Source organism: Qipengyuania soli, from assembly GCF_015529805.1.
Taxonomy (GTDB): domain Bacteria; phylum Pseudomonadota; class Alphaproteobacteria; order Sphingomonadales; family Sphingomonadaceae; genus Qipengyuania; species Qipengyuania soli.
The window spans coordinates 685589-705049 of the sequence record NZ_CP064654.1 but is presented as its reverse complement, the minus strand read 5'-3'; the positions used below and the strand labels follow the sequence as shown (position 1 = coordinate 705049).

General features: G+C 61.8%; 18 protein-coding genes and 2 tRNA genes. 11 read left to right on the top strand and 9 right to left on the bottom strand.

Annotated features, from left to right (window positions below; all coding sequences use genetic code 11):
- Positions 1-154: 154 nt before the first annotated feature.
- The 3 genes from IRL76_RS03540 to IRL76_RS03530 all read left to right on the top strand — a co-directional run bounded on the left by IRL76_RS03540 (position 155) and on the right by IRL76_RS03530 (position 1195).
- Positions 155-958 (top strand): polysaccharide deacetylase family protein, encoded by an 804-nt coding sequence (locus IRL76_RS03540; RefSeq protein ID WP_425504508.1) that lies wholly within the window; start codon positions 155-157, stop codon positions 956-958.
- A gap of 57 nt (positions 959-1015) precedes the next feature.
- Positions 1016-1092 (top strand) — tRNA-Ile (locus IRL76_RS03535).
- Between the two features lie 26 nt (positions 1093-1118).
- A tRNA-Pro gene (locus IRL76_RS03530) sits at positions 1119-1195 on the top strand.
- Positions 1196-1219: 24 nt separating this feature from the next.
- Here IRL76_RS03530 and IRL76_RS03525 read toward each other — a convergent pair.
- Genes IRL76_RS03525 through IRL76_RS03515 form a run of 3 tightly spaced genes read right to left on the bottom strand, consistent with a single transcriptional unit; the run spans position 1220 to position 3817 of the window.
- A complete protein-coding gene (locus tag IRL76_RS03525) occupies positions 1220-1363 on the bottom strand; it encodes a DUF2474 domain-containing protein (RefSeq protein ID WP_200983245.1) in 144 nt (47 codons plus the stop codon).
- The gene (cydB, locus tag IRL76_RS03520) at positions 1363-2370 is read right to left on the bottom strand and encodes a cytochrome d ubiquinol oxidase subunit II (RefSeq protein WP_200983243.1); all 1008 of its coding nucleotides are present in this window, start codon (positions 2368-2370) and stop codon (positions 1363-1365) included. Before cydB ends, IRL76_RS03525 begins: the two co-directional genes overlap by 1 nt.
- On the bottom strand, positions 2360-3817 hold the full coding sequence (locus IRL76_RS03515; RefSeq protein WP_281388123.1) for a cytochrome ubiquinol oxidase subunit I: 1458 nt from the start codon (positions 3815-3817) through the stop codon (positions 2360-2362). Before IRL76_RS03515 ends, cydB begins: the two co-directional genes overlap by 11 nt.
- A 177-nt stretch (positions 3818-3994) precedes the next feature.
- Here IRL76_RS03515 and IRL76_RS03510 point away from each other — a divergent pair, with 177 nt between their 5' ends.
- Positions 3995-4303: an ArsR/SmtB family transcription factor gene (locus IRL76_RS03510; RefSeq protein ID WP_200983241.1), complete on the top strand. Its 309-nt coding sequence runs from the start codon at positions 3995-3997 to the stop codon at positions 4301-4303.
- Between the two features lie 61 nt (positions 4304-4364).
- Positions 4365-5690: an MATE family efflux transporter gene (locus tag IRL76_RS03505; RefSeq protein ID WP_200983239.1), complete on the top strand. Its 1326-nt coding sequence runs from the start codon at positions 4365-4367 to the stop codon at positions 5688-5690.
- On the opposite strand, the gene IRL76_RS03500 is transcribed toward IRL76_RS03505, so the two are convergent.
- From IRL76_RS03500 to IRL76_RS03490, 3 genes are all read right to left on the bottom strand, one after another.
- Complete coding sequence (locus IRL76_RS03500) at positions 5687-6889, bottom strand: GGDEF domain-containing protein (protein WP_200983238.1); 1203 nt, start codon at positions 6887-6889, stop codon at positions 5687-5689. The genes IRL76_RS03505 and IRL76_RS03500 overlap by 4 nt on opposite strands.
- 73 nt (positions 6890-6962) lie before the next feature.
- Complete coding sequence (locus tag IRL76_RS03495) at positions 6963-8342, bottom strand: M20/M25/M40 family metallo-hydrolase (RefSeq protein ID WP_200983215.1); 1380 nt, start codon at positions 8340-8342, stop codon at positions 6963-6965.
- Positions 8343-8390: 48 nt separating this feature from the next.
- Positions 8391-9587 (bottom strand): glycosyltransferase, encoded by a 1197-nt coding sequence (locus tag IRL76_RS03490; protein ID WP_200983213.1) that lies wholly within the window; start codon positions 9585-9587, stop codon positions 8391-8393.
- Positions 9588-9725: 138 nt separating this feature from the next.
- Here IRL76_RS03490 and ettA point away from each other — a divergent pair, with 138 nt between their 5' ends.
- Positions 9726-11399, top strand: a complete 1674-nt coding sequence (gene ettA, locus IRL76_RS03485; protein WP_200983211.1) for an energy-dependent translational throttle protein EttA — start codon at positions 9726-9728, stop codon at positions 11397-11399.
- Between the two features lie 50 nt (positions 11400-11449).
- The gene (locus tag IRL76_RS03480) at positions 11450-13258 is read left to right on the top strand and encodes a sensor domain-containing diguanylate cyclase (protein ID WP_343072319.1); all 1809 of its coding nucleotides are present in this window, start codon (positions 11450-11452) and stop codon (positions 13256-13258) included.
- Here IRL76_RS03480 and IRL76_RS03475 read toward each other — a convergent pair.
- Positions 13248-13919 carry a pyridoxamine 5'-phosphate oxidase family protein gene (locus IRL76_RS03475; protein WP_246449961.1) on the bottom strand — a complete coding sequence of 224 codons (672 nt, stop codon included), beginning with the start codon at positions 13917-13919 and terminating at the stop codon, positions 13248-13250. The two genes, IRL76_RS03480 and IRL76_RS03475, sit on opposite strands and share 11 nt — an antisense overlap.
- Positions 13920-14006: 87 nt before the next feature.
- On the opposite strand from IRL76_RS03475, the gene IRL76_RS03470 reads away from it, so the two are divergent.
- Positions 14007-14978 (top strand): RcnB family protein, encoded by a 972-nt coding sequence (locus IRL76_RS03470; RefSeq protein ID WP_200983207.1) that lies wholly within the window; start codon positions 14007-14009, stop codon positions 14976-14978.
- Positions 14979-15061: 83 nt separating this feature from the next.
- Here the strand turns inward: IRL76_RS03470 and IRL76_RS03465 are convergent, their stop codons facing one another.
- Positions 15062-15616 carry a cytochrome b gene (locus IRL76_RS03465; RefSeq protein WP_200983205.1) on the bottom strand — a complete coding sequence of 185 codons (555 nt, stop codon included), beginning with the start codon at positions 15614-15616 and terminating at the stop codon, positions 15062-15064.
- Positions 15617-15716: 100 nt separating this feature from the next.
- On the opposite strand from IRL76_RS03465, the gene IRL76_RS03460 reads away from it, so the two are divergent.
- Positions 15717-16385 carry a prolyl hydroxylase family protein gene (locus IRL76_RS03460; protein WP_200983203.1) on the top strand — a complete coding sequence of 223 codons (669 nt, stop codon included), beginning with the start codon at positions 15717-15719 and terminating at the stop codon, positions 16383-16385.
- A gap of 4 nt (positions 16386-16389) precedes the next feature.
- On the opposite strand, the gene IRL76_RS03455 is transcribed toward IRL76_RS03460, so the two are convergent.
- A complete protein-coding gene (locus IRL76_RS03455; RefSeq protein ID WP_200983201.1) occupies positions 16390-18015 on the bottom strand; it encodes a lysine--tRNA ligase in 1626 nt (541 codons plus the stop codon).
- 505 nt (positions 18016-18520) lie between these two features.
- Between IRL76_RS03455 and IRL76_RS03450 the strand changes: the two genes are divergently transcribed.
- Positions 18521-18748: a hypothetical protein gene (locus tag IRL76_RS03450; protein WP_200983199.1), complete on the top strand. Its 228-nt coding sequence runs from the start codon at positions 18521-18523 to the stop codon at positions 18746-18748.
- Positions 18749-19160: 412 nt separating this feature from the next.
- The gene (locus IRL76_RS03445; RefSeq protein WP_200983197.1) at positions 19161-19403 is read left to right on the top strand and encodes a hypothetical protein; all 243 of its coding nucleotides are present in this window, start codon (positions 19161-19163) and stop codon (positions 19401-19403) included.
- Positions 19404-19461: the final 58 nt, after the last annotated feature.

The window sequence follows — 19461 nt, the reverse complement described above, 5'->3', positions numbered from 1 at the left end:
GGCAAGATTTGCCGAAGGCTTCGGGCAGCGCGCACTGCTGACGGTCGACACGGAAGAGGAGTTCGACTGGAAGGGCGATTTTTCCCGCGACGGTTACGGGCTCGACAGCATCCGCCGCATCTCAAAGCTGCAGCAATTCTGCGAGGGAATCGGTGTGTCGCCCGTCTATCTCGTGGACTGGCCGGTCGCCAATTCGCCGGTGGCACAAGAAGTCATCGGTTCCGCGGTTGCAGCCGGGAAGGCAGAGATCGGCATCCAGCTGCATCCCTGGGTCAACCCGCCCTTCGATGAAGAGGTCGATCGCCACAACAGCTTCGCCGGGAACCTGCCGCACGCGCTCGAACGCGAGAAGTTCTCCCTCCTGCGCGACCTTATCGAAGAGAAGTTCGCAACCCCCCCCCGGATCTACCGCGCGGGTCGATACGGCATCGGCAGGGAAACCGCCCGCATGCTGGCCGACTCGGGTGTCGCTATCGACACCTCGGTGCGCGCCTGCTTCGACTACAGCGCCGAAGGTGGTCCGGACTACAGCGCCCATCCGGTCGCTCCCTATTGGGCCGATGGCGAGCGCAAGCTGCTCGAGCTGCCCCTGACCACCGTCTACTGGGGCATGCTCCGCCGCCAGGGAGAGACGCTCTATCCATTGACCAAGCGCTTTCCGCGCGCGGCAGGGGTCCTGTCACGCCTCGGCCTGCTTGAACGCATCGCGCTCACGCCCGAAGGCGTTTCGAGCGAAGAGGCGCTGCGCGGGATCGACATTGCGCTGGACGATGGCCTGCCACTGCTGGTGCTCAGCTTCCACAGCCCCTCGCTTGTTCCAGGTTACACACCATATGTTCGCGACGAGGACGATCTCGACCGGTTCTACGAATGGCTGCGGTCGGTATACGGCTATTTCGACTTGCGCGGGGTGCGGCCGACAACCGTTGCGGAAATCATGGACGCAGTCGACGTCTAGCGACTTGCCAGTGCAACTGCGCGCGGCTAGGCGCTCTGCTCCGCATGCGGCGCATGGGGGCCTGTAGCTCAGTTGGTTAGAGCTGGCCGCTCATAACGGCTAGGTCGCGGGTTCGAGTCCTGCCGGGCCCACCAGTCGCAGCGCGGTGTTGAAACAGTGTCGGGGAGTGGCGCAGTCCGGTAGCGCGCCTGCTTTGGGAGCAGGATGTCGCAGGTTCGAATCCTGTCTCCCCGACCATTTCATTTCCCTGTGACGACGGCTTCAGGAAAACCACAGCCTCAGCAGGTACGCGACTGCTCCCAGCAGGGTGACACTTGCCAGCCAAATTGCCGCCATCCAGCCGAGGCGGCGCCAGAGTGGCTGCCCTTCGGCTTTCTCGGCACCATCCAGCGGCGCGAGCCGCATCAGTGGTACCCTTCCGTCCCGACCTTGCCGCGGAAGACCCAATAGGCCCAGCCGGTGTAGGCGAGGATCACGGGCATGATGAAGGCGGTGCCCCAGAGCATGAAGACTTGGCTGCGCTCGGGTGCAGCGGCGTCCCAGATGGTCACCTGGTCGGGCACAACATAAGGCCACATCGATACGCCCAACCCCGCCATCCCAAGCAGGAACAGGCCGAGGGCGAGCAAGAACGGGCGATAGGTCCGCCGCTTCGCCAGCGCACGCAGCAAGGCGAATGCGATGATCCCCGTCAGCAGCGGGACCTGGGCGGCGAACAGCACATTGGGCATGGTGAACCAGCGTTCGAAGTACTGCGCATCGAGGAACGGCGTGTAGAGGCTCACCGCGACAAGAAGCCCCAAAGTGGCAAAGAATGTCACCTTGGCGAGGCGATAGGCATGATCGAGACAGCGTCCCTCCACTTTCACAATGAGCCACGTCGCGCCAAGCAGCGCATAGCCTGCGGTAACACCCAGTCCGGTCAGCAGCGTATACGGCGTCAGCCAGTCGAACCAGGTACCCGCATATGCGCGGTCGACCACTTCGATCCCCTGCAACAACGCGCCGAGCACCATCCCCTGAGACATCGCGGCAACGATGGAACCGACGGTGAAGGCGAAGTCCCAGAACGCCCTGTGTCCCGGGTCGCGCCAGCGGAATTCGAAGGCTACTCCGCGAAACACGAGCCCCAACAACATGGCGATAATGAGCGGATAGGTCGCCGGCAGCACGATACCGTAGGCCATCGGGAATGCAGCAAGGAGCCCCCCTCCTCCCAACACCAGCCAAGTCTCGTTCCCGTCCCACACGGGCGCGATCGAGTTCATCGCCTGGTCGCGCTCCACCCCCACATCGAAGAAGGGGAAGAGGATGCCGATGCCGAGGTCGAAACCGTCCATGATGACATAGGCGAAAACCGCGAAGGCGATGATGAAAGCCCAGACGGTGGTAAGGTCGATATCAACGCCCATCGGTCGCCTCCTCGGCGCTGTCGGGCAGGACATCGGGATCCTCGCCGGGATTCTGCGTTGGCCCGGGCGTGATGCCGGCGGTGCGGATCGGCCCCTTCTCGGTGCGCTTGACGCCCTTCTCGCCAGGATGCGGCGCGCCGCTCATAAGGCGCAGGATGTACCAGGTGCCGACACCGAAAACCGCGAAATAGACCAGCACAAAGGCCAGAAGCGACATTGCCACCGCGGGCGCGTCGAGCGGACTGGCGCTCTCGGCGGTGCGGAGGAGGCCATAAACCGTGAAGGGCTGGCGCCCGACTTCGGTGGTTATCCAGCCCGCGATCACTGCGACGAAACCGGCAGGGCCCATTGCCACCGCCGCGCGGTGCAGCGGCCTCCAGTCGTATAGCTTGCCCCGCATCCGGGCGACCAGGCTCCATGCGCCGATGCCGAGCATGGCGAAGCCGATGCCGACCATGACGCGGAACGCCCAGAAGACCGGGAATACGGGTGGCTGGTCCGCGTCGGGCACTGTGTCGAGGCCCTTGAGCGGTGCGTCGGATTCATGCTTCAGGATCAAGCTGGAGAGCTTGGGAATGCCAACCGCGTAATCGAGCCGCCGTTCCTTGTCGTTCGGAATGCCGAACAGGTAGAGCGGAGCGCCGTCTGGATGACTTTCGTAATGCCCCTCCATCGCCATGACCTTGACCGGCTGGTGCTCGAGCGTGTTGAGTCCATGCATGTCGCCTGCGAAAATCTGCACCGGGGCGACCAGTGCCGCCATCCACATCGCCATCGAGAACATCTTGCGCGCGTGGGCGTTCGTGCGGTCTTTCAGGAGATGCCAAGCACCAACGCCTCCCACGACGAACGCGGTTGTGAGGTATGCCGCAATCACCGTGTGAACGAGACGATAGGGGAAGCTGGGATTGAAAATGATGTTCAGCCAGCTTTCGCCCGGCATGAATTGCCCGTTTGCACCAATCTCGTAACCGGTCGGCGTCTGCATCCAGCTGTTCACGCTCAGGATCCAGAAGGCCGACACGAACGTGCCCAGCGCAACCATCAGCGTGGCGGTGAAATGCAACCCGCGCCCGACCTTGTTCATGCCGAACAGCATCACGCCGAGAAAGCCTGCCTCGAGGAAGAATGCCGTCAGCACCTCGTAGGCCATCAGCGGCCCGATGACCGGCCCGGCCTTGTCCGAGAAAACCGACCAGTTGGTCCCGAACTGATAGCTCATCACGATGCCGCTCACGACGCCCATGGCAAAGGCGATGGCGAAGATCTTCAGCCAGTACTTGAACAGGTCGCGATAAAGATCCTGACCGGTTTTCAGCCACAGCCCTTCGAGCACGGCGAGATAGCTCGCCAGCCCGATCGAGAATGCCGGGAAGATGAAGTGGAAGCTCACCGTGAAGGCGAACTGGATTCGGGCGAGCAGCAGCGCGTCGAACTGATCCAACATGGCGCCCCCTTACATCATCGCGCGGCCGGCGACATTGCTACTCTTGCACGACAAATGCAATTTCGTGCAATTTTATCCAAAGTGTAATTCAGTTTTGCGTAATATGATAAGTATCATATGATTACGCTGCCGGTGCTGGCTTGGCGTGCGAGTCCGCACCGGGGGAGAGAGCCGGTCATGAGCCAAGCAAAACTGGGCGAACGTTGTCCTTCGATCGATGCATTGAAGGCACTTGCGCATCCTTCGCGCCTCCAGATCCTCTGCACACTGGGATCGAACCGCCTGTCGGTCGGTGAGATCGAAGCGGCCACAGGTATTACCCAACCTGCATTGTCGCAACAGCTGCGCGTCCTGCGTGATGCGGACCTCGTCGAAGCCGAGCGGGAAGCGAAGCAGGTGTTCTACTGCGTCCATCGCGAGCGCCTGGAAGATGTCGTCGACCGGATAGGCAACATCATTCCCGTCCCCCGGGCGAAGGCCGCCTGAGCGACCCGCACCGGGCCATTCGACACTTGCCCTGACCGGCTTGAGTCCGCACACGCACTGCGTGAACTCCAGACGCGCGAACCCGACACCGAACATCGATACCCGAGTGATCTGGGCCATCGCGCTCCCCGCAATGATTACCAATGTTGCGACCGCGCTGATCGGCGTCGGGGACATGTGGATCGTCGGCCAGCTCGGCGATGCAGCGACCCAAGGTGCGGTCGATGTCGGGGCCAAGCTTTTCGCAGTCCTCTTCACCGTGATGAACTTCCTCAAGACCGGGACTACCGGCCTGGTCGCACAAGCGGGCACGCGCTTGGGCCAGCGCGAGCAGGCAGCAATCATTTTGCGCGGCCTGGTGGTCGGGTTTGCCATCGCAATCGTGTTGCTGATCGCGAAACCGGTGCTGCTGCCCCTCATGCTCAGGGCTCTTGGAGCGGACGGAGATGTGGCCATCGCGGCCCGGACATATGCCGATATCCGCTACTGGAGCGCCCCCGCGGTCATGGCGAATTTTGCTTTTGTCGGCTTTCTTGTCGGTCGTCGGCGCATGCGCGAGGTCCTGGTCATCGAAATTGCCTACAATGCCCTGAATGTTGCGCTTGGCCTGTGGCTCGCGCTCGGCCTCGACTGGGGCATTGCGGGCATTGGCTGGTCGAGCTTCATCGCAGAATTCGCGAAGCTTGGTGCCTGCGCCTTCCTCGTGAGGCGTCGCGATGCCGCGGACCTGCGTGAAGCTATCGCCGATCGCGCGCACTTGTCGCTGGCGGCGCTGCGCCCGTTTCTCTCGGTGAACCGGGATCTCTTCCTGAGAACGGTGGTGCTGATGGTAGCGCTTGCCGCCCTCACCCGACTTGGGGCCGAAAGGGGGCCGGTGGTGCTCGCCGCCAACGGCATCATCTACCAGCTCTTCGTCCTTTCCGCGCTTCTCCTCGACGGCTTCGAGAATGCTGCGCAGGTCCTCAACGGCGAACGCATGGGGGCCGAGGATCGCGAAGGATTCATCGCTTACGTCAGGGCGATCCTGTGGCGCGGCTTCGCAGTCGCCGGCCTGCTTGCGATCTTGTTCGCTCTTGCCGGTCGCACAATAATCGAAAGCTTCGCCGCGACAGGAGCTGTAGCGCACGAAGCATCCGCCATGTTGCCTTGGCTGATTGCGATTCCCTTCGCAGGCATTGCAAGCTTCGTATTCGACGGGGTCTTCGTCGGCGCCAGCTGGACCCGCGCCCTACTGGTCAGCATGGCAGGTGCCGCAGCAGGCTATGCAGTCCTGCTTTGGCTAACCTGGCCGTTTGGCAATAGCGGACTCTGGCTGTCCTTCGTCGCGTTCCTGGTATTGAGGGCGGGCCTGCAAATGGCCCAGATGCCAAGGTTGCTGCGAGGCTAGGCCGAGGCCGTGCGGACCTCGCGATCCAGCGGCAGTCGGGCAAGATTGTTCTCACGCTCAGGCAGGCAAACGCGGTCGCGACCGCTCTCCTTGGCGCGGTACAGCTCGGCATCGGCCCGCGCGAACAACTTGCCATAGCCTTCGCCCTCGCGTCGCGCTGCGACGCCAAAGCTTGCGGTCAGGCGAGTGTCGTCCGGCATTCCGGCAATCCGGGTATCTGCGAACCGTCGACGAATGCGATCGGCCATGGTCTTGGCGCTTGCCGCATCACAGTTCCACGCGATGATGCAGAATTCCTCACCCCCGATGCGTCCGGCGATGTCGCTGTGACGGATCATGCCGTCGACCACCGAACCGAAAATGGCGATCGCCTTGTCGCCGACCTGGTGGCCATAGACGTCGTTGACGCTCTTGAAATGGTCGATGTCGGCGACGACGATCGCTATCGGGACGCCCTCCTGCTTGGCACGCTCTATGGTTGAGAGCGCGTCCTGCTCGAATGCGCGGCGCGAACGCAAGCCGGTCAGCACATCGCGCTGGGCTCGCTCGCGCTCGCCCTGGATCAGGTCCCACGCACATGCCCAGATCAGGCATACGGCCGTCGCCAGCGATTGGATGGTCACTGCGACGCTAAGCACCGAATAGTAGATGGATTCCCGATAATCGCTGGCAGCCGAGCCCCCCGCGATCAGCAGGGTCAACGCGGGACGGATGAAGAACTGCGCTGCGGAAATCGCGAACAGGACTGTCACGAGTTTGTCGAGTGCTGAGCGCCGCGGAGCTTGCAGCAGCGCCATCGTGCCGATTGTGAACATCACTCCATATCCGGTGTTCACGATATAGAGCCGGGGGCCCGTCTCATCGGACATTCCGACGGCAACCGCGAGCGTCAACGCTGTCAGGACATAGACGAGACCCAGGACCGGCAGCGAGACGTGCTGGTTCACACGCCTTGTCGCGCCCCAGATCACGCACACGCTGCCTGCGGTGTAGAATAGCTGGGTGAGGTGAAAGACGTAAAATGCGCCCGTATCGGGGAGAAGGTGTGTCGCGACGAATCCGAGACCAAAAAACAGGTAGGCCCCGGCAAAGGCAAGGACGTAGGACCCCATCTTGCCCCGCCGCCAAAGCAGCAGGAACACGCTGAAAAAGATCAGCGCCATCAACGGCGTGATCAGCCCAAGTATCTGTTCGCGCATGGATTAGAAGGCCCGTCCCATACGGATTGGCCTAGCGGCGAATAGTTAATTGCGCGTCAACCGTGCACCTGTCCTATTCGGCCAGTTTTATCCCGTTTGCCCTGTTGGCCAGCGTGCCGACAACAGCAGTCCAGACAGCGACATTCTGGCGAAGCTGCACCGGATCGACCTTGTCCAGCGTATCGTCGGGAGTGTGATGCAGGTCGAAATAGCGCGTTCCGTCCTGCTGCAGGTCGACCAGTGCCCCCTTCTGCTCGCGCACCACATTGAGATCAGCTCCACCCCCTGCCTGCTGCATGGACGGGGCGACACCGAAAGGCGCTACTGCCGCAGAAAGCTGCGCGTACAAGTCGGCGTCGGTCTTCGTGAAATTGCTGTCGATCCGCCAGATGCGGTCGGCCCCGAAGTCGCTTTCAATCCCGAGCAAGAAGGGCTCATCCTTATGCGCCGCGGCATAAGCCTTGGAGCCCCACAGCCCGGTCTCCTCGGCCCCTGCGAAGAGCACGCGGATGGTGCGCAGCGGCTTGCCGTGCGCCGCCACCTGCTTGGCGGCAGCCGCGATGATGGCGCAGCCTGCACCATCGTCTATAGCCCCGGTACCGAGATCCCAGCTGTCCAGATGGCAGGCGAGAAGGACCGGCGGAAGCGAGGGGTCGCGGCCGACGATTTCGCCTGTCACATTCCCACTCTTCGTCGTTCCAAGGTCGCGCGGCGTGAGGACGAGCTTCATCCGCACGCTCCTGGGCTGGCGTGCGAAGATGCGTTCGAGGTTGTCGGCATCGGGATTGGACAATGCGCCGGCCGGGGTCGCGGCGACCCCTTCCGGGAAGGTCGTGCCGCCGGTATGGGGCGTGCGGTGGTTCTCGGTCCCGATCGAGCGGATAACCGTGGCGATGGCACCCTTGCTGGCGGCGAGGCCTGCACCGGTCCAGCGGGCGGGTCCGGCGAAGCCATAGCCAGAGCCGTCCTGCGTCGGGCGCATGTCATGGCTGATGAATGCGATCTTCCCGTTCAGGCTGCCCGGTTCCGCCGCCTGGAGGTGCGCGTAGGTCGGGAAATATACCACTTCGGCCTCGATGCCGTCGGGTCCGGTGGAGGCACTCGTCCCGAGTGCCGTAATGCGCATCGGCTGGGCATAGGGGACGGTGACCTCCGCCTTTTCCTCTCCGCGTACCCAGGTCTGCATGTCGTATGGCTCTTCGATCACATTGGCGAAGCCATTGCGCGTGAGCCACTGGACCGCCCAGCTACGGCCCCTTGCCTCGGCCTCGGTCCCAGCCATGCGCGGTCCGACCTCTGTCGTGATCCCCTCGAGAAAATCCCACGCAGTCTTGTCCTCTTCGAGGGCCTTCTGCGCCTGGTCGCCGAGCGTCCATTTGGGCGGCGAGGTCGCGTTCGAGGGAGTGGCGATGGCGAGCGAGAGCGCGGCGAGCGCGAGTGGCGACCTTGTCATGGCAGGCGTGCTATTGCGCTCACCTTGCCGTGTCCAGCGATCAGTCGCTCAACCGACTTCGCATTCCTGCCAAAAGCGTTCGATGTCCGCTGCTGGGCCGTTTTCCGGGTCCACGAGCATCTCGACGGCATCGGCAAATCGCGCCGCGTCGGCGAGCCATGTGTGTTCCGATGCGGCGCGGCTGAGTTCAACCCAGTTGGCCTCGCTCGAAGCTGTTGCTGCCATGGCCCGAGCGATACTTTCGGGCGAGGCCGGTTCGACGACATGCCCGCTCACCCCGCTCCGGACCAGTGCGTCACCCGCACCGACGTTGGGCGAAGTTATCGAGGGGATGCCCAGGGCCACGGCCTCGTTCACGACATTGCCCCATTGTTCTTCGGTGGAGACGAGGCACAGCGCGAGAGCGCGGCTGAGTTGCGCCGACACGCCTGCACTGTCGGTCGCTCCGGCAAAGGTGACGCAATTCGCAATCCCGAGGGTTTCCGCAAGTGTTTCAAGTTCCCCGCGAAGAGGACCGTCGCCGACAAGCATGAGCCTTCGCGCGCCCTTCCCCGCTGCCGCTGCATATCGCCGATATCCTTCCAGCAATGTCGGCAGGTTCTTCTTTCCGACCAGTCGCCCGACATAGGTGAAAGGGCGATCTGCCCACGCGACGGGTTCGAAGGGGGCTTGCTGCCTGACGCGTTCCACCGAAAGCGTGTTGTAACCCGGCAGGATATCAGCTTCGTCGAAACCGAGGAACATCAGGTAGTCGCGCTGGCGCGGACCGGCGACGATTGCCGAGGAATAACCCTGGAGGAGCTTCGACTTCACCTGTTCGCGTACGAGGTTGCGCGGCTTGTCGTCGAACTTGGAGCACGACATCGCCACCATCTTGCGCCCCTTCGCCCGCCTGCGCCATGACAGGGCAACTATGTCCACGTCGCTCCACGGGATGCCCGAGAGCACCCATTCGCAATGCCGGAGCTTCTCCGCATAGGCGATCAGCCGTTCGAGCCTTCCGATGTCCTCGTATTTCCGGCCCGGAAACAACGTGAGGTAGTCCGCCTCGCAAGTCTCGCGTTTGGGCTCCCACGAATAGGTATCTTCGCCGCTTGCACACTCGACGCCAAGCACTCTCGCCCTGCCCTTGAGCCGTGCGGCTGCCGCTTCGATCCGGTCGATGTGATAGGGCGCGAAGTGGGTGAACAGTATCGCGACCGTGGGAAGCGTTCCCGCCACAACTTCGAACTCGACCTCTTCCATTGCGCGGGGGGCTAGGGGAAAGAAGATGCGAAGCCAATCCCGAGCTTGCCCCTTTGCCCCGGCGTCATTATCTGGCGCCCCATACCTGCCGGGCACGTTCCGCCCGCTCATCCCATTCTGTTTCGAAGGATCCGCCTGATGGCCGCCCAATATGCCTATGTCATGAAGGACATGACCAAGACCTTCCCCGGCGCCCAGAAGCCGGTGCTGTCGAATATCAACCTGCAGTTCTACCAGGGCGCGAAGATCGGCATCGTCGGTCCTAACGGTGCCGGCAAGTCGACGCTGATCAAGATCATGGCGGGTATCGACAAGGACTTCACCGGCGAAGCTTGGCCCGGAGAGAACATCACTGTCGGCTATCTCGAGCAGGAACCCGAGCTCGATCCGACCAAGACCGTCCTAGAGAACGTCCGCGAAGGCGCCAAGGAAACCGCCGACCTCGTCGCTCGCTTCAACGAAATCAGCGCGCTGATGTGCGAGCCCGATGCCGATTTCGACGCGCTGGGCGCGGAAATGGGCGAGCTGCAGGACAAGATCGATGCAGTCGACGGCTGGACGCTCGACAACCAGCTCGAGGTCGCGATGGAAGCGCTGCGCTGCCCTCCCGGCGACTGGCCGGTCAAGGACCTGTCGGGTGGTGAAAAGCGCCGCGTCGCGCTGACCCGCCTGCTGATCCAGAAGCCCAGCATCCTGCTGCTCGACGAACCGACCAACCACCTCGACGCCGAAAGCGTCCAGTGGCTCGAAAACCACCTCAAGGAATACGCGGGTGCGGTGCTGATGATCACCCACGACCGCTACTTCCTCGACAACGTCGTCGGCTGGATCCTCGAACTCGACCGCGGGTCGTACTATCCATACGAAGGCAATTACTCGACCTACCTAGAGAAGAAGGCGAAGCGTCTCGAGCAGGAAAGCCGCGAGGAATCGGGCAAGCAAAAGGCCCTCCAGCGCGAGCTCGAGTGGATCCGCCAGACCCCGGCCGCACGGCAGACCAAGTCCAAGGCGCGTATCCGCAAGTTCGAGGAACTGCAGAACAGCCAAGACAACCGGCAGGTCGGCAAGGCCCAGATCGTCATCCAGGTGCCCGAGCGTCTTGGCGGCAAGGTCATCGAGGCCAAGGGCATTTCCAAGGCCTATGGCGACAAGCTGCTGTTCGAAGACCTGTCGTTCACCCTTCCCCCGGGCGGTATTGTCGGCGTGATCGGTCCGAACGGCGCGGGCAAGTCGACGCTGTTCAAGATTCTTACGGGCAAGGAAACACCCGACAGCGGCACGATCGAGATCGGCTCGACCGTGCGCCTCGGCTATGTCGACCAGAGCCGTGATCATCTCGACCCCAAGCACAACGTCTGGGAAGAGATTTCCGATGGCCTCGACTACATGAAAGTCAATGGCCAGGACATGAGCACGCGCGCCTATGTCGGCGCGTTCAACTTCAAGGGCGCGGACCAGCAGAAGAACGTCGGCAAACTGTCGGGTGGTGAACGCAACCGCGTCCACATGGCCAAGATGCTCAAGGCCGGCGGCAACGTCCTGCTGCTGGACGAGCCGACCAACGACCTCGACGTCGAAACCCTTGCAGCGCTGGAAGATGCGATCGAGAACTTTGCTGGCTGCGCCGTGGTCATCAGCCACGACCGCTTCTTCCTCGACCGCCTGGCGACGCACATCCTGGCATTCGAAGGCAACAGCCATGTCGAATGGTTCGAAGGAAACTTCGAAGCCTATGAAGAGGACAAGAGACGCCGCCTCGGTGACGCTGCCGATCGTCCGACCCGCCTCGCCTACAAGAAGCTAACGCGTTAATTGCCCCGACAATATTCCCGGTCTAAGGCGCGTCCCAAGGGGGACATGCCTTGGACCGTGGGATTGCAGGTAGAAGCGAAAACATAGTCTGGCCTGTCGCGTACAGTCTGGCGTGGCTGGGATGCGCCATGGTCGCGCTCGACCTGACGCAAGGCGAAGATGGCATTGCCGCCGTATGGCCATCGAGCGGCATTTTCGTCGCCTCGCTCATGCACCTGGGACGACAGGGCCGCATCTCGACCACTGCGGGCGTCGCCCTTGCCAGCCTGCTCGCCAATTACCTCGGCGGTGTGCCGATCCTCGCCTGTTTCGGCTACACTATCGCCAATCTCGCGGAGGGTTGGTCGGTCTTCTTCCTAATGGGAGGAGAAAAGAGTCGCGGCGAACTACTGGCAAAGCCTCTCAACCTGATCAGGTTCGCCGCTTCGGCCATCGTAATAAGCTGCCTGAGCGCGCTCGTCGCAGGGCTACTGTCTACCAATCTCGACCTCCGGTTCCTGAGTTCGTGGGCGAGCACAGTGGGCCTGGGCATGCTGATCGTCGCGCCATTCATCCTGTTCCTTGTCCAGCATGACAATGGCTATCTGCGCCTTAACAGCCTGCGTGCATTCTGGGTCTTGCTGCTTGTCGCCCTGACCAGTTTCGTCGCCTTCGGCCAAGCAGAGATACCCCTCCTCTTCCTGCCCCTTATTGCCATTTCCATCGCAACGGCCGTCCTCGGGATCAGTGGCACATCGCTCGCGCTGATGGTCGTTGCCGTCATCGGGTCGGTACTCACGATCTACAATACGGGGCCTGTGAGCGGCTATTTCCCCACACAGCACCAGCAGGTGCTCTACATGCAGGTCTACATCCTCGGCCTGCTGATTTCGGCACTCCCCATCGGTCTGCTCCTCGCGCAGCGTCAGCGTGACTTGCTTGAGCTGGAGTCGAGCAATCGCTTCCTGACCGCCGCGGAGAAGGCCGCGCGGGTCGGCCATTGGCGCTATTCGCCGAGCGAGGGACGCGTGTATCTTTCGGGCGAAGCTCGCCGGTTGTTCGGCAAGGAAGCCGAGCCGCGATCAATCGCGGATATTGCCGCGCTCTTCCATGCTGACGACCAGGCCCGGGTCGCGGGGATACTGCACCAGTCGCTGCAGACTGGAGTACCTTTCGTGTTCGAAGCACGTGTTCCGGGCGTCCAGGGTCAGGTTTTCGATACCGAGTGCCGCGGCGAACTTGGAACGCAGGCACGCGCGGAAGACTATGCCATCTTCGGGACCATCATGGATATCAGCGAGCGCGCGAGAACCATCCGCGAGCTTGCCCTTGCCCGCAGCAGGGCCGAGCGCGAGGCCAAGGAGGTCAAGCTCCTGGCCGAGACCGACCACCTCACCGGCATCGCCAACCGTCGCAAGATCATTTCGGACCTCGGCGATGCCGTGCGCGATGCAGCCAGGCACAATGAACTCCTCACCGTCGCAATGATCGACGTCGATCATTTCAAGGCCATCAATGACAGTTTCGGCCACGAAGCCGGCGACCGTATCCTTCAGGAAATGGGCACTTTGCTGACCGATCAGTTCGGTGGGCTGGGTACGGTCGGTCGGTTCGGTGGTGAAGAATTTCTGGTGGTCGCTCGGGGCGTTGCTGCAAGTGACCTTCAGCCCCGCTGTGCGGAGTTGTGCTCGCATGTCGAGACCCGCGCATGGTCGGTCGAGGGTCTGGACAAGGTAACTATCAGCGCGGGGATTGCCGAATTGGGCCTGGGTGCAAGTGAAGCCGACCTGCTCAAGGCCGCAGACAGCGCACTCTATTTTGCCAAGCGTGGCGGACGTAACCGAACCGTGGTTTTCGACCGGAACCACGTCACGGCGTAATCCAGCGTGCCGATTCGCGCGCGATTACGGCGCGGCGGTGTCCCGTTTGAGCGAGGGAGAACCAGTCGAATTCGCTGATTTCCACCAGCAGCACGGCAAAATTCTCCCTTGCCGGCGCGAGTTCGTCGTAACCCGGTTCTGCCCCCTCGAATTGCGGTGGCAGACCACTGGTCGGGCTATCGGCCAATTCACCCGGTCCTGCCCCGAGGTAGCACCTACGGGCAAAACGCGTGCTGCTCTCCCACGCCGCATCGACCAGAAGTCCGTTCAGGACCACGCGACCTATTCCTCGCGCCCTGACCTGGAGATTCGCTTCGCGGTCGTAGACGGTGACACCTACCCGACTGTCGCGTGCGATGGTGTATACTTTGGGAGCACGCGCGTCGGTGTGAAAGCGCATGGTCCAGTTGGCTTCATCGAAGGACCTCAATACCATCACGCGAGCATCCGCATCGGCAGTGGCTACCACAGGCGTGTGGAAAGCCGATCGGCGGTCATGCGCAGACTGCGCAAACCTGCGCGCAACATCTTCGCGGATTGCGTCCAGACTATCTAGCACGCCAATCCCTTGCGCTACTCCCGACTGTTTTCCAATCACGAAGTTGTTAATATCGAAGTGCTCGAACATGAACAGAAGGGTGACAGAGCGGTTCAGTTTCACGTCAGGACGTTGTGATACACAGTGACACATCGACAATGCGCCGCGGTGGTGGAGCGGCACTGGACGAGAGAAAAAAGGACACGCTCCATGACTTTGACCAATCTGTTGAAGGGTAGTGCTCTGGGGGCTCTCGCAGCCGCCACCGCGCTTACCGCCCTTCCCACCGAGGCCCAGGCAGCCTCGGTCAGCAATGAACCTCGCGCCGAGCGCAACCGCGATGGCGGGGACCGCGGCAAGCGTGCCGAGCGCATGCAGCAGCGCGTCGAACGCGCCGAGCAGCGCCAGGAATACCGCAAGGAAGCACCTCGCACCGAACAGCGCAGGCAGGCTCCTGCTCCGGTGGTCCAGCAGCCGAACCGTGGCGACGAACGACGTGGCAGCGACTGGAATCGTTCGGATCGTCGCTCGGACGTGGCCGTGGAACGTAGCGGCCGCGACTGGAATCGCTCCGATCGCCGATCGGGCGACCGGGTGATCGAACGCCGCGCAGAAGACCGCCGTGATGACCGTCGTGTCGAAGATCGCCGTGGGCGCGACATGGGAGTGTTCGGATCGACCGAAGGCCGCAATCGCGACTACCGGGACGGTCGCCGCGACTCGACCTATCGCGACGGGCGTCGGGACGGCTATCGCGATGGCAGTCGTGATGCTTACCGTGACGGTCGACGCGACGGATACCGCGATGGACGACGCGACGACAGCCGTCGCGCCCGTTATCACGATGGACGGCGCTGGCATGACTATGATCGCTGGGACCGCCGGGTATGGCGCGATAACCACCGCTACGACTGGTACAGCTATCGCAGCCACAACCGCAGCATCTTCCGCCTGGGCACCTACTACGCGCCCTACCGGGACTATCGTTATCGCCGCCTGAGCATCGGTTTCTATCTTGGAGACGTGTTCTTCGGCAGCCGTTACTGGATCAACGATCCCTGGCGCTATCGCTTGCCGGATGTCTACGGTCCCTACCGCTGGGTCCGTTACTATGACGATGTCCTGCTGGTCGACATCTACAGCGGCGAAGTGGTCGACGTGATCTACGACTTCTTCTGGTAAGCCTTAACGTCCACCGGCTTGAGAGTGGTCCGGTAGGCGAAAGAGAACCCCCGCCGAGAGATCGGCGGGGGTTTTTGCTTGTTTCAGCCCGGCACCTTGCCGAAGGGCAACATGCGGAAGATGCCCCCGTTCTTGTCGAAGAAGGTATGCTTCAGCGCACCAAGGATATGCAGCGCGATCAGGTAGATGAAGATCGACCCGCCGGTTGCGTGCGCTTCGAAGATCGTGTGGCTCAATTCCTTGTTTTCGCCCACCGGCAACGTCGGGATGGTGAACATGCCGAAGAAATCGATCGGGCGAGCACCAAAGGATGTGGCCAGCCAGCCGCCGATGGGAAGTCCGATCAGCAGCACGTAGAAGATGATGTGCACTGCGCGCGCCAGCTTGGCTTCCCATGGCTTCAGGTCTGCCGGCAGGGGGGGAACTGGGTGCGTCCAGCGCCACAGGAGTCGACCGACCGTCAGGGCCAGGATCAGCATCCCCCACGCCTTGTGGTAACCGTAAACTGCCATCTGGTCCGCGCCCTTGAGGTGGTGCGCCGTCTCGGCAATCCGCCAGTTCATGATGACAAGGATGGCGATGAGCCAGTGAAAGATCATCGCGCCGATCGAATAGCGGCGCGCAGCAGTGGTGTTCATGTCTCACTCCCCGAAGTTCGTCTGCACAAACTAGCGCTTACTGGCCGTCCGGCAAGCGATATGCTTGATGCGCCAGCGTGGCTTGCTAACACACGACCCCATGACCAAGACTGCAATCATCCCCGACCAGGATGCCCTGAAGCGCGTCGGCGCACAGGTTCGCAAGCGCCTCGAAGCCGATCCCAATGCCTACAAGATCCCCTCCGACAAGGCGGAAATCTTCGCCGTGGGCGACTTTCTCAGCGCCGAGGAGTGCCAGCGGCTGATCCGCATGATCGACCAGGTCGCCCAGCCGAGCCAGCTTCACGAAACGGCTTATATCGCCAAGTTCCGCACTTCGTATTCGGGGAACTTCAATCCGCACGATCCCTTCGTGAAGATGATCTCCCGGCGGATTGACGACCTGCTCGACATGAATCCGATCTGCGGCGAGAACATCCAGGGCCAGCGATACTTGCCGGGTCAGGAATTCAAGCCGCACAACGACTGGTTCTATACCGACCAGGAGTACTGGAAGCAGGAACGCAAGCGTGGCGGGCAGCGCTGCTGGACCGCGATGGCCTTCCTCAACGAGGTCGAAGAAGGCGGGCACACCCACTTCGTCGAAGTCGGGGTATCCATCGAGCCCAAGCCGGGGGTCCTGCTCGTGTGGAACAATGCCACGCCCGGGGGCGTGCCCAACGAGGATACGCTCCATGCCGGTACGCCGGTCGACAAGGGCGTGAAATACGTGCTGACCAAATGGTACCGCACGCGAAAGCACACCTGAGGCGTCAGCCCCGCGAGAGTGCCTCGGCGATCAGCTTGCGGCTGTTCGCGATCCCGTAGAGCGCGATGAAGCTGCCCATGCGCGGCCCCTGGTCGCTGCCGAGCAGCGTCTGATAGAGCGCCTTGAACCAGTCGCGCAGGTTCTCGAAGCCGTACTCCTCGCGCTTGCCGATTTCGTACACCTCGGTCTGGAGGTCCTCGGCACTCGCATCAGCCGGAGCGGCGGCGAGATACGCATCGAGCGCCTGCAAGGCCGCCGCCTCATTGGCAGTCGGAGCGCGCTTGGACAGTGTCGGCGCGATGTAGTCGCGGGTGTAGGCAACCGCCGTACCGATCAGCACCTCTAGCTCGGGCGTAACCTTGCCCGCACCGATGTAGGTCTCGAGGTATTCGCGCAGGTTCTCTTCGGTAGCCTCGGTCCCCAGCACGCTCGCAAGGTTGAGCAGCAGGCCATAGGTCACCGGCAGGCTGTCACCCGCGCCCGGAGCTTCCTCAGCTTCGTAGCCGCCATTGGCGCGCAACAGGTGCCACGCCGGATTGCCCAGCTGCTTGTCTAGCTCCTGCGTCGGCAGTGCCGACCGGAACTGCCAGTAATCGTCCACCGCCCGCGGGATGACCCCGACGTGGAGCTGCTTGGCGCTCTTGGGATTGGGGAAGATGTAGAGGCCCAGGCTCTCTTCCGAGCCATAGGTCAGCCATTCCTCGATCGTCAGGCCGTTGCCCTTGGACTTGGAGATCTTCTCGCCCTTCTCGTCGAGGAAGAGCTCGTAGATCAGCCCCTCGGGCTTCCTGCCGCCTAGCACCTGCACGATCTTGCCCGACTGGGTGACGCTGTCGGTCAGGTCCTTGCCGCACATCTCGTAATCGACGCCGAGCGCATACCAGCGCATTGCCCAGTCGACCTTCCACTGCAGCTTGCTCTGCCCACCCAGCGCGGACTGTTCGACCACGCTGCCGTCCGCGTCGGTAAAGCGGACGATACCCGCCTCGGCATCGACGACCTCGACCGGGACCTGCAGCACGACGCCCGTGATGGGGCTGACCGGCAGGATCGGCGAATAGGTCTGGCGGCGCTCCTCGCGCAGCGTCGGAAGCATGATGTCGAGGATCGCCTGGTTCTTGCGCAGTACCTGGCGCAGTGCCTCGTCGAAGGCGCCCGAATTGTACTCGTCGCTCGAGGACACGAACTCGTATTCGAAGCCGAACCGGTCGAGGAAGGCACGCAGCATCGCATTGTTGTGATGCGCGAAGCTCTCGTGCGTGCCGAAAGGGTCGGGAATACGCGTCAGCGGCTTGCCGAGATTGGCGGCGAGCACGGCCTTGTTCTCGATATTGTCGGGCACCTTGCGCAGCCCGTCCATGTCGTCGCTGAAGGCGACGAGGCGCGTCTTGCCGTCTTCCGGCTTCGCCCCGATCAGCGCCTCGAACGCGCGGCGAACCAGCGTGGTGCGCAGCACCTCCTGGAACGTGCCGATATGCGGCAGGCCCGAGGGACCGTATCCGGTTTCGAACAGGACTGGCGACCCGTCCGGCTTCGTGCCGTCGGGATAGCGCTTGAGCAGCTTCTGCGCCTCCTGGAACGGCCAGGCCTTGGACACGCGTGCGGCGGCGATCAGATCGGTCATGCTCATGGCCAACGCCTTTGCCGCTGCGTCCGCATTTCGCAAGTGCGAAGTGTTGGACGAATGTTGGAGCGAGCGGGAGAGAACCTCACAGGATGGAACACATGGAACACGGTCCTGGGAAAGATAGGGACGAGTGTCACTCTGGCGGCGGAAGTGTCACCCTTGCGGGGTGAAGTGTGACTTTCGGCTCGCGAGAAGGCCGATGCCGTGAGAAGTGATCGAGTTCCCATGGCACACTCGGTATCGCGAGCATGTCGAGTAGGACAGAGGTAGTTGGCCTGCCATCATGGCAGGGCGAGGCGGAGCTTTGTCTGAAAGCGGTCCGTCGGCTAACAACCCGATTTCAGGCTTTCAGCCAACGATAGTTTTTCCCTCGTTTCCCCTCCATGCAAGTGCGCACTAAGAGATAGAGGATGCAAGAACGCAATTCCGACTATGAAGATAATTGAATTCCATGTAGATTTGGCCGTTCGCCAACAGTACCTAGGTGGCCATATCTTAAAGGTGTCGCATGAAATTGTGGGTCAAAATTGTGATTGCAGGTTCGGTTTATTCGCTTGCTGGCTGCGCAACCTACACGCAAGGCAAGAGTCGAGAAGTTGCCATCGCTGAGTGTGAAAAGCTTGGGCAAAAATTCTTGGAGATCGAAACGATTGATCAGGGGGGCGCTTTCGGTGTCGCCGGGGTTCGAGGGGAGTGCGTCGACCTAGATGATCCTCGACTTCGTGGCGCAATCTAGCGTTGCCGCCTGAGACCTCGACTCCGAGCGGAAGGAGCAAATCCCTTCTAAAGTTTGGGTGGCAGTATTCCACCTAGTTGGTGACCGGTTTGCAGGGCATAAGGCATGCGAAGAGCAGACAATCAGTGCTCAACCCGATTGCCTAGCTAGATTTTAGGTACAGTTTCCTTAGAACAGAAAAGATGAGGAAAAACATGTGCTTTTCCAGTTAATCCGGAAGTACAGCAGCCTGTTTTTCGCGCTGCTGGGAAGCGTGGTGTACATAGGATGCCGCGAACTTGGCGCAGGCACTTGGTCTGCTCTTGGTGTCAGTTTTTCGATGGTCGCAATTGCAGCTTTCGTCCTTCGACGGAAGGCTCCGGGCACAAGGCTTGATGGACACGATGTCCGCTGACTTCCGTTCGAGGCGTCCATGGCAAGAAGGATCAAGGTCGAAGTCAACGTGAGTAGGGACGCGCGCAATTCGATCTTTCTTTGGGCGGCGAGCCTGATTGCCATTGCCATTCTATGGGCCGCCACCTCTCTAGACCTTGTCCCTGTTTTCCCAGATGAATGGACATTGCCAATCCTTGGCCTTTTGCTGGCCTTGAACGCAATCGAGATTGCAGGGCTCGTCCTAAAACGCCGTTCACGCAATGAGGAAAGCGAGAGATGACACCTGTCCGAGCCAAGCGAATTAGGGTCGCGACTGCATTGCGGCTCGGCTTGTGGGC

What these genes read in the sequence shown, in the direction of transcription:
- ettA (WP_200983211.1), top strand. Translation starts at nt 9,726, where the DNA reads ATGGCCGCCCAATATGCCTATGTCATGAAGGACATGACCAAGACCTTC.
- IRL76_RS03465 (WP_200983205.1), bottom strand. Translation starts at nt 15,616, where the DNA reads ATGAACACCACTGCTGCGCGCCGCTATTCGATCGGCGCGATGATCTTT.
- IRL76_RS03470 (WP_200983207.1), top strand. Translation starts at nt 14,007, where the DNA reads ATGACTTTGACCAATCTGTTGAAGGGTAGTGCTCTGGGGGCTCTCGCA.
- IRL76_RS03500 (WP_200983238.1), bottom strand. Translation starts at nt 6,889, where the DNA reads ATGCGCGAACAGATACTTGGGCTGATCACGCCGTTGATGGCGCTGATC.
- IRL76_RS03490 (WP_200983213.1), bottom strand. Translation starts at nt 9,587, where the DNA reads ATGGAAGAGGTCGAGTTCGAAGTTGTGGCGGGAACGCTTCCCACGGTC.
- IRL76_RS03525 (WP_200983245.1), bottom strand. Translation starts at nt 1,363, where the DNA reads ATGCGGCTCGCGCCGCTGGATGGTGCCGAGAAAGCCGAAGGGCAGCCA.
- IRL76_RS03510 (WP_200983241.1), top strand. Translation starts at nt 3,995, where the DNA reads ATGAGCCAAGCAAAACTGGGCGAACGTTGTCCTTCGATCGATGCATTG.
- IRL76_RS03450 (WP_200983199.1), top strand. Translation starts at nt 18,521, where the DNA reads ATGAAATTGTGGGTCAAAATTGTGATTGCAGGTTCGGTTTATTCGCTT.
- IRL76_RS03495 (WP_200983215.1), bottom strand. Translation starts at nt 8,342, where the DNA reads ATGACAAGGTCGCCACTCGCGCTCGCCGCGCTCTCGCTCGCCATCGCC.
- IRL76_RS03455 (WP_200983201.1), bottom strand. Translation starts at nt 18,015, where the DNA reads ATGAGCATGACCGATCTGATCGCCGCCGCACGCGTGTCCAAGGCCTGG.
- cydB (WP_200983243.1), bottom strand. Translation starts at nt 2,370, where the DNA reads ATGGGCGTTGATATCGACCTTACCACCGTCTGGGCTTTCATCATCGCC.
- IRL76_RS03445 (WP_200983197.1), top strand. Translation starts at nt 19,161, where the DNA reads ATGGCAAGAAGGATCAAGGTCGAAGTCAACGTGAGTAGGGACGCGCGC.
- IRL76_RS03460 (WP_200983203.1), top strand. Translation starts at nt 15,717, where the DNA reads ATGACCAAGACTGCAATCATCCCCGACCAGGATGCCCTGAAGCGCGTC.
- IRL76_RS03515 (WP_281388123.1), bottom strand. Translation starts at nt 3,817, where the DNA reads ATGTTGGATCAGTTCGACGCGCTGCTGCTCGCCCGAATCCAGTTCGCC.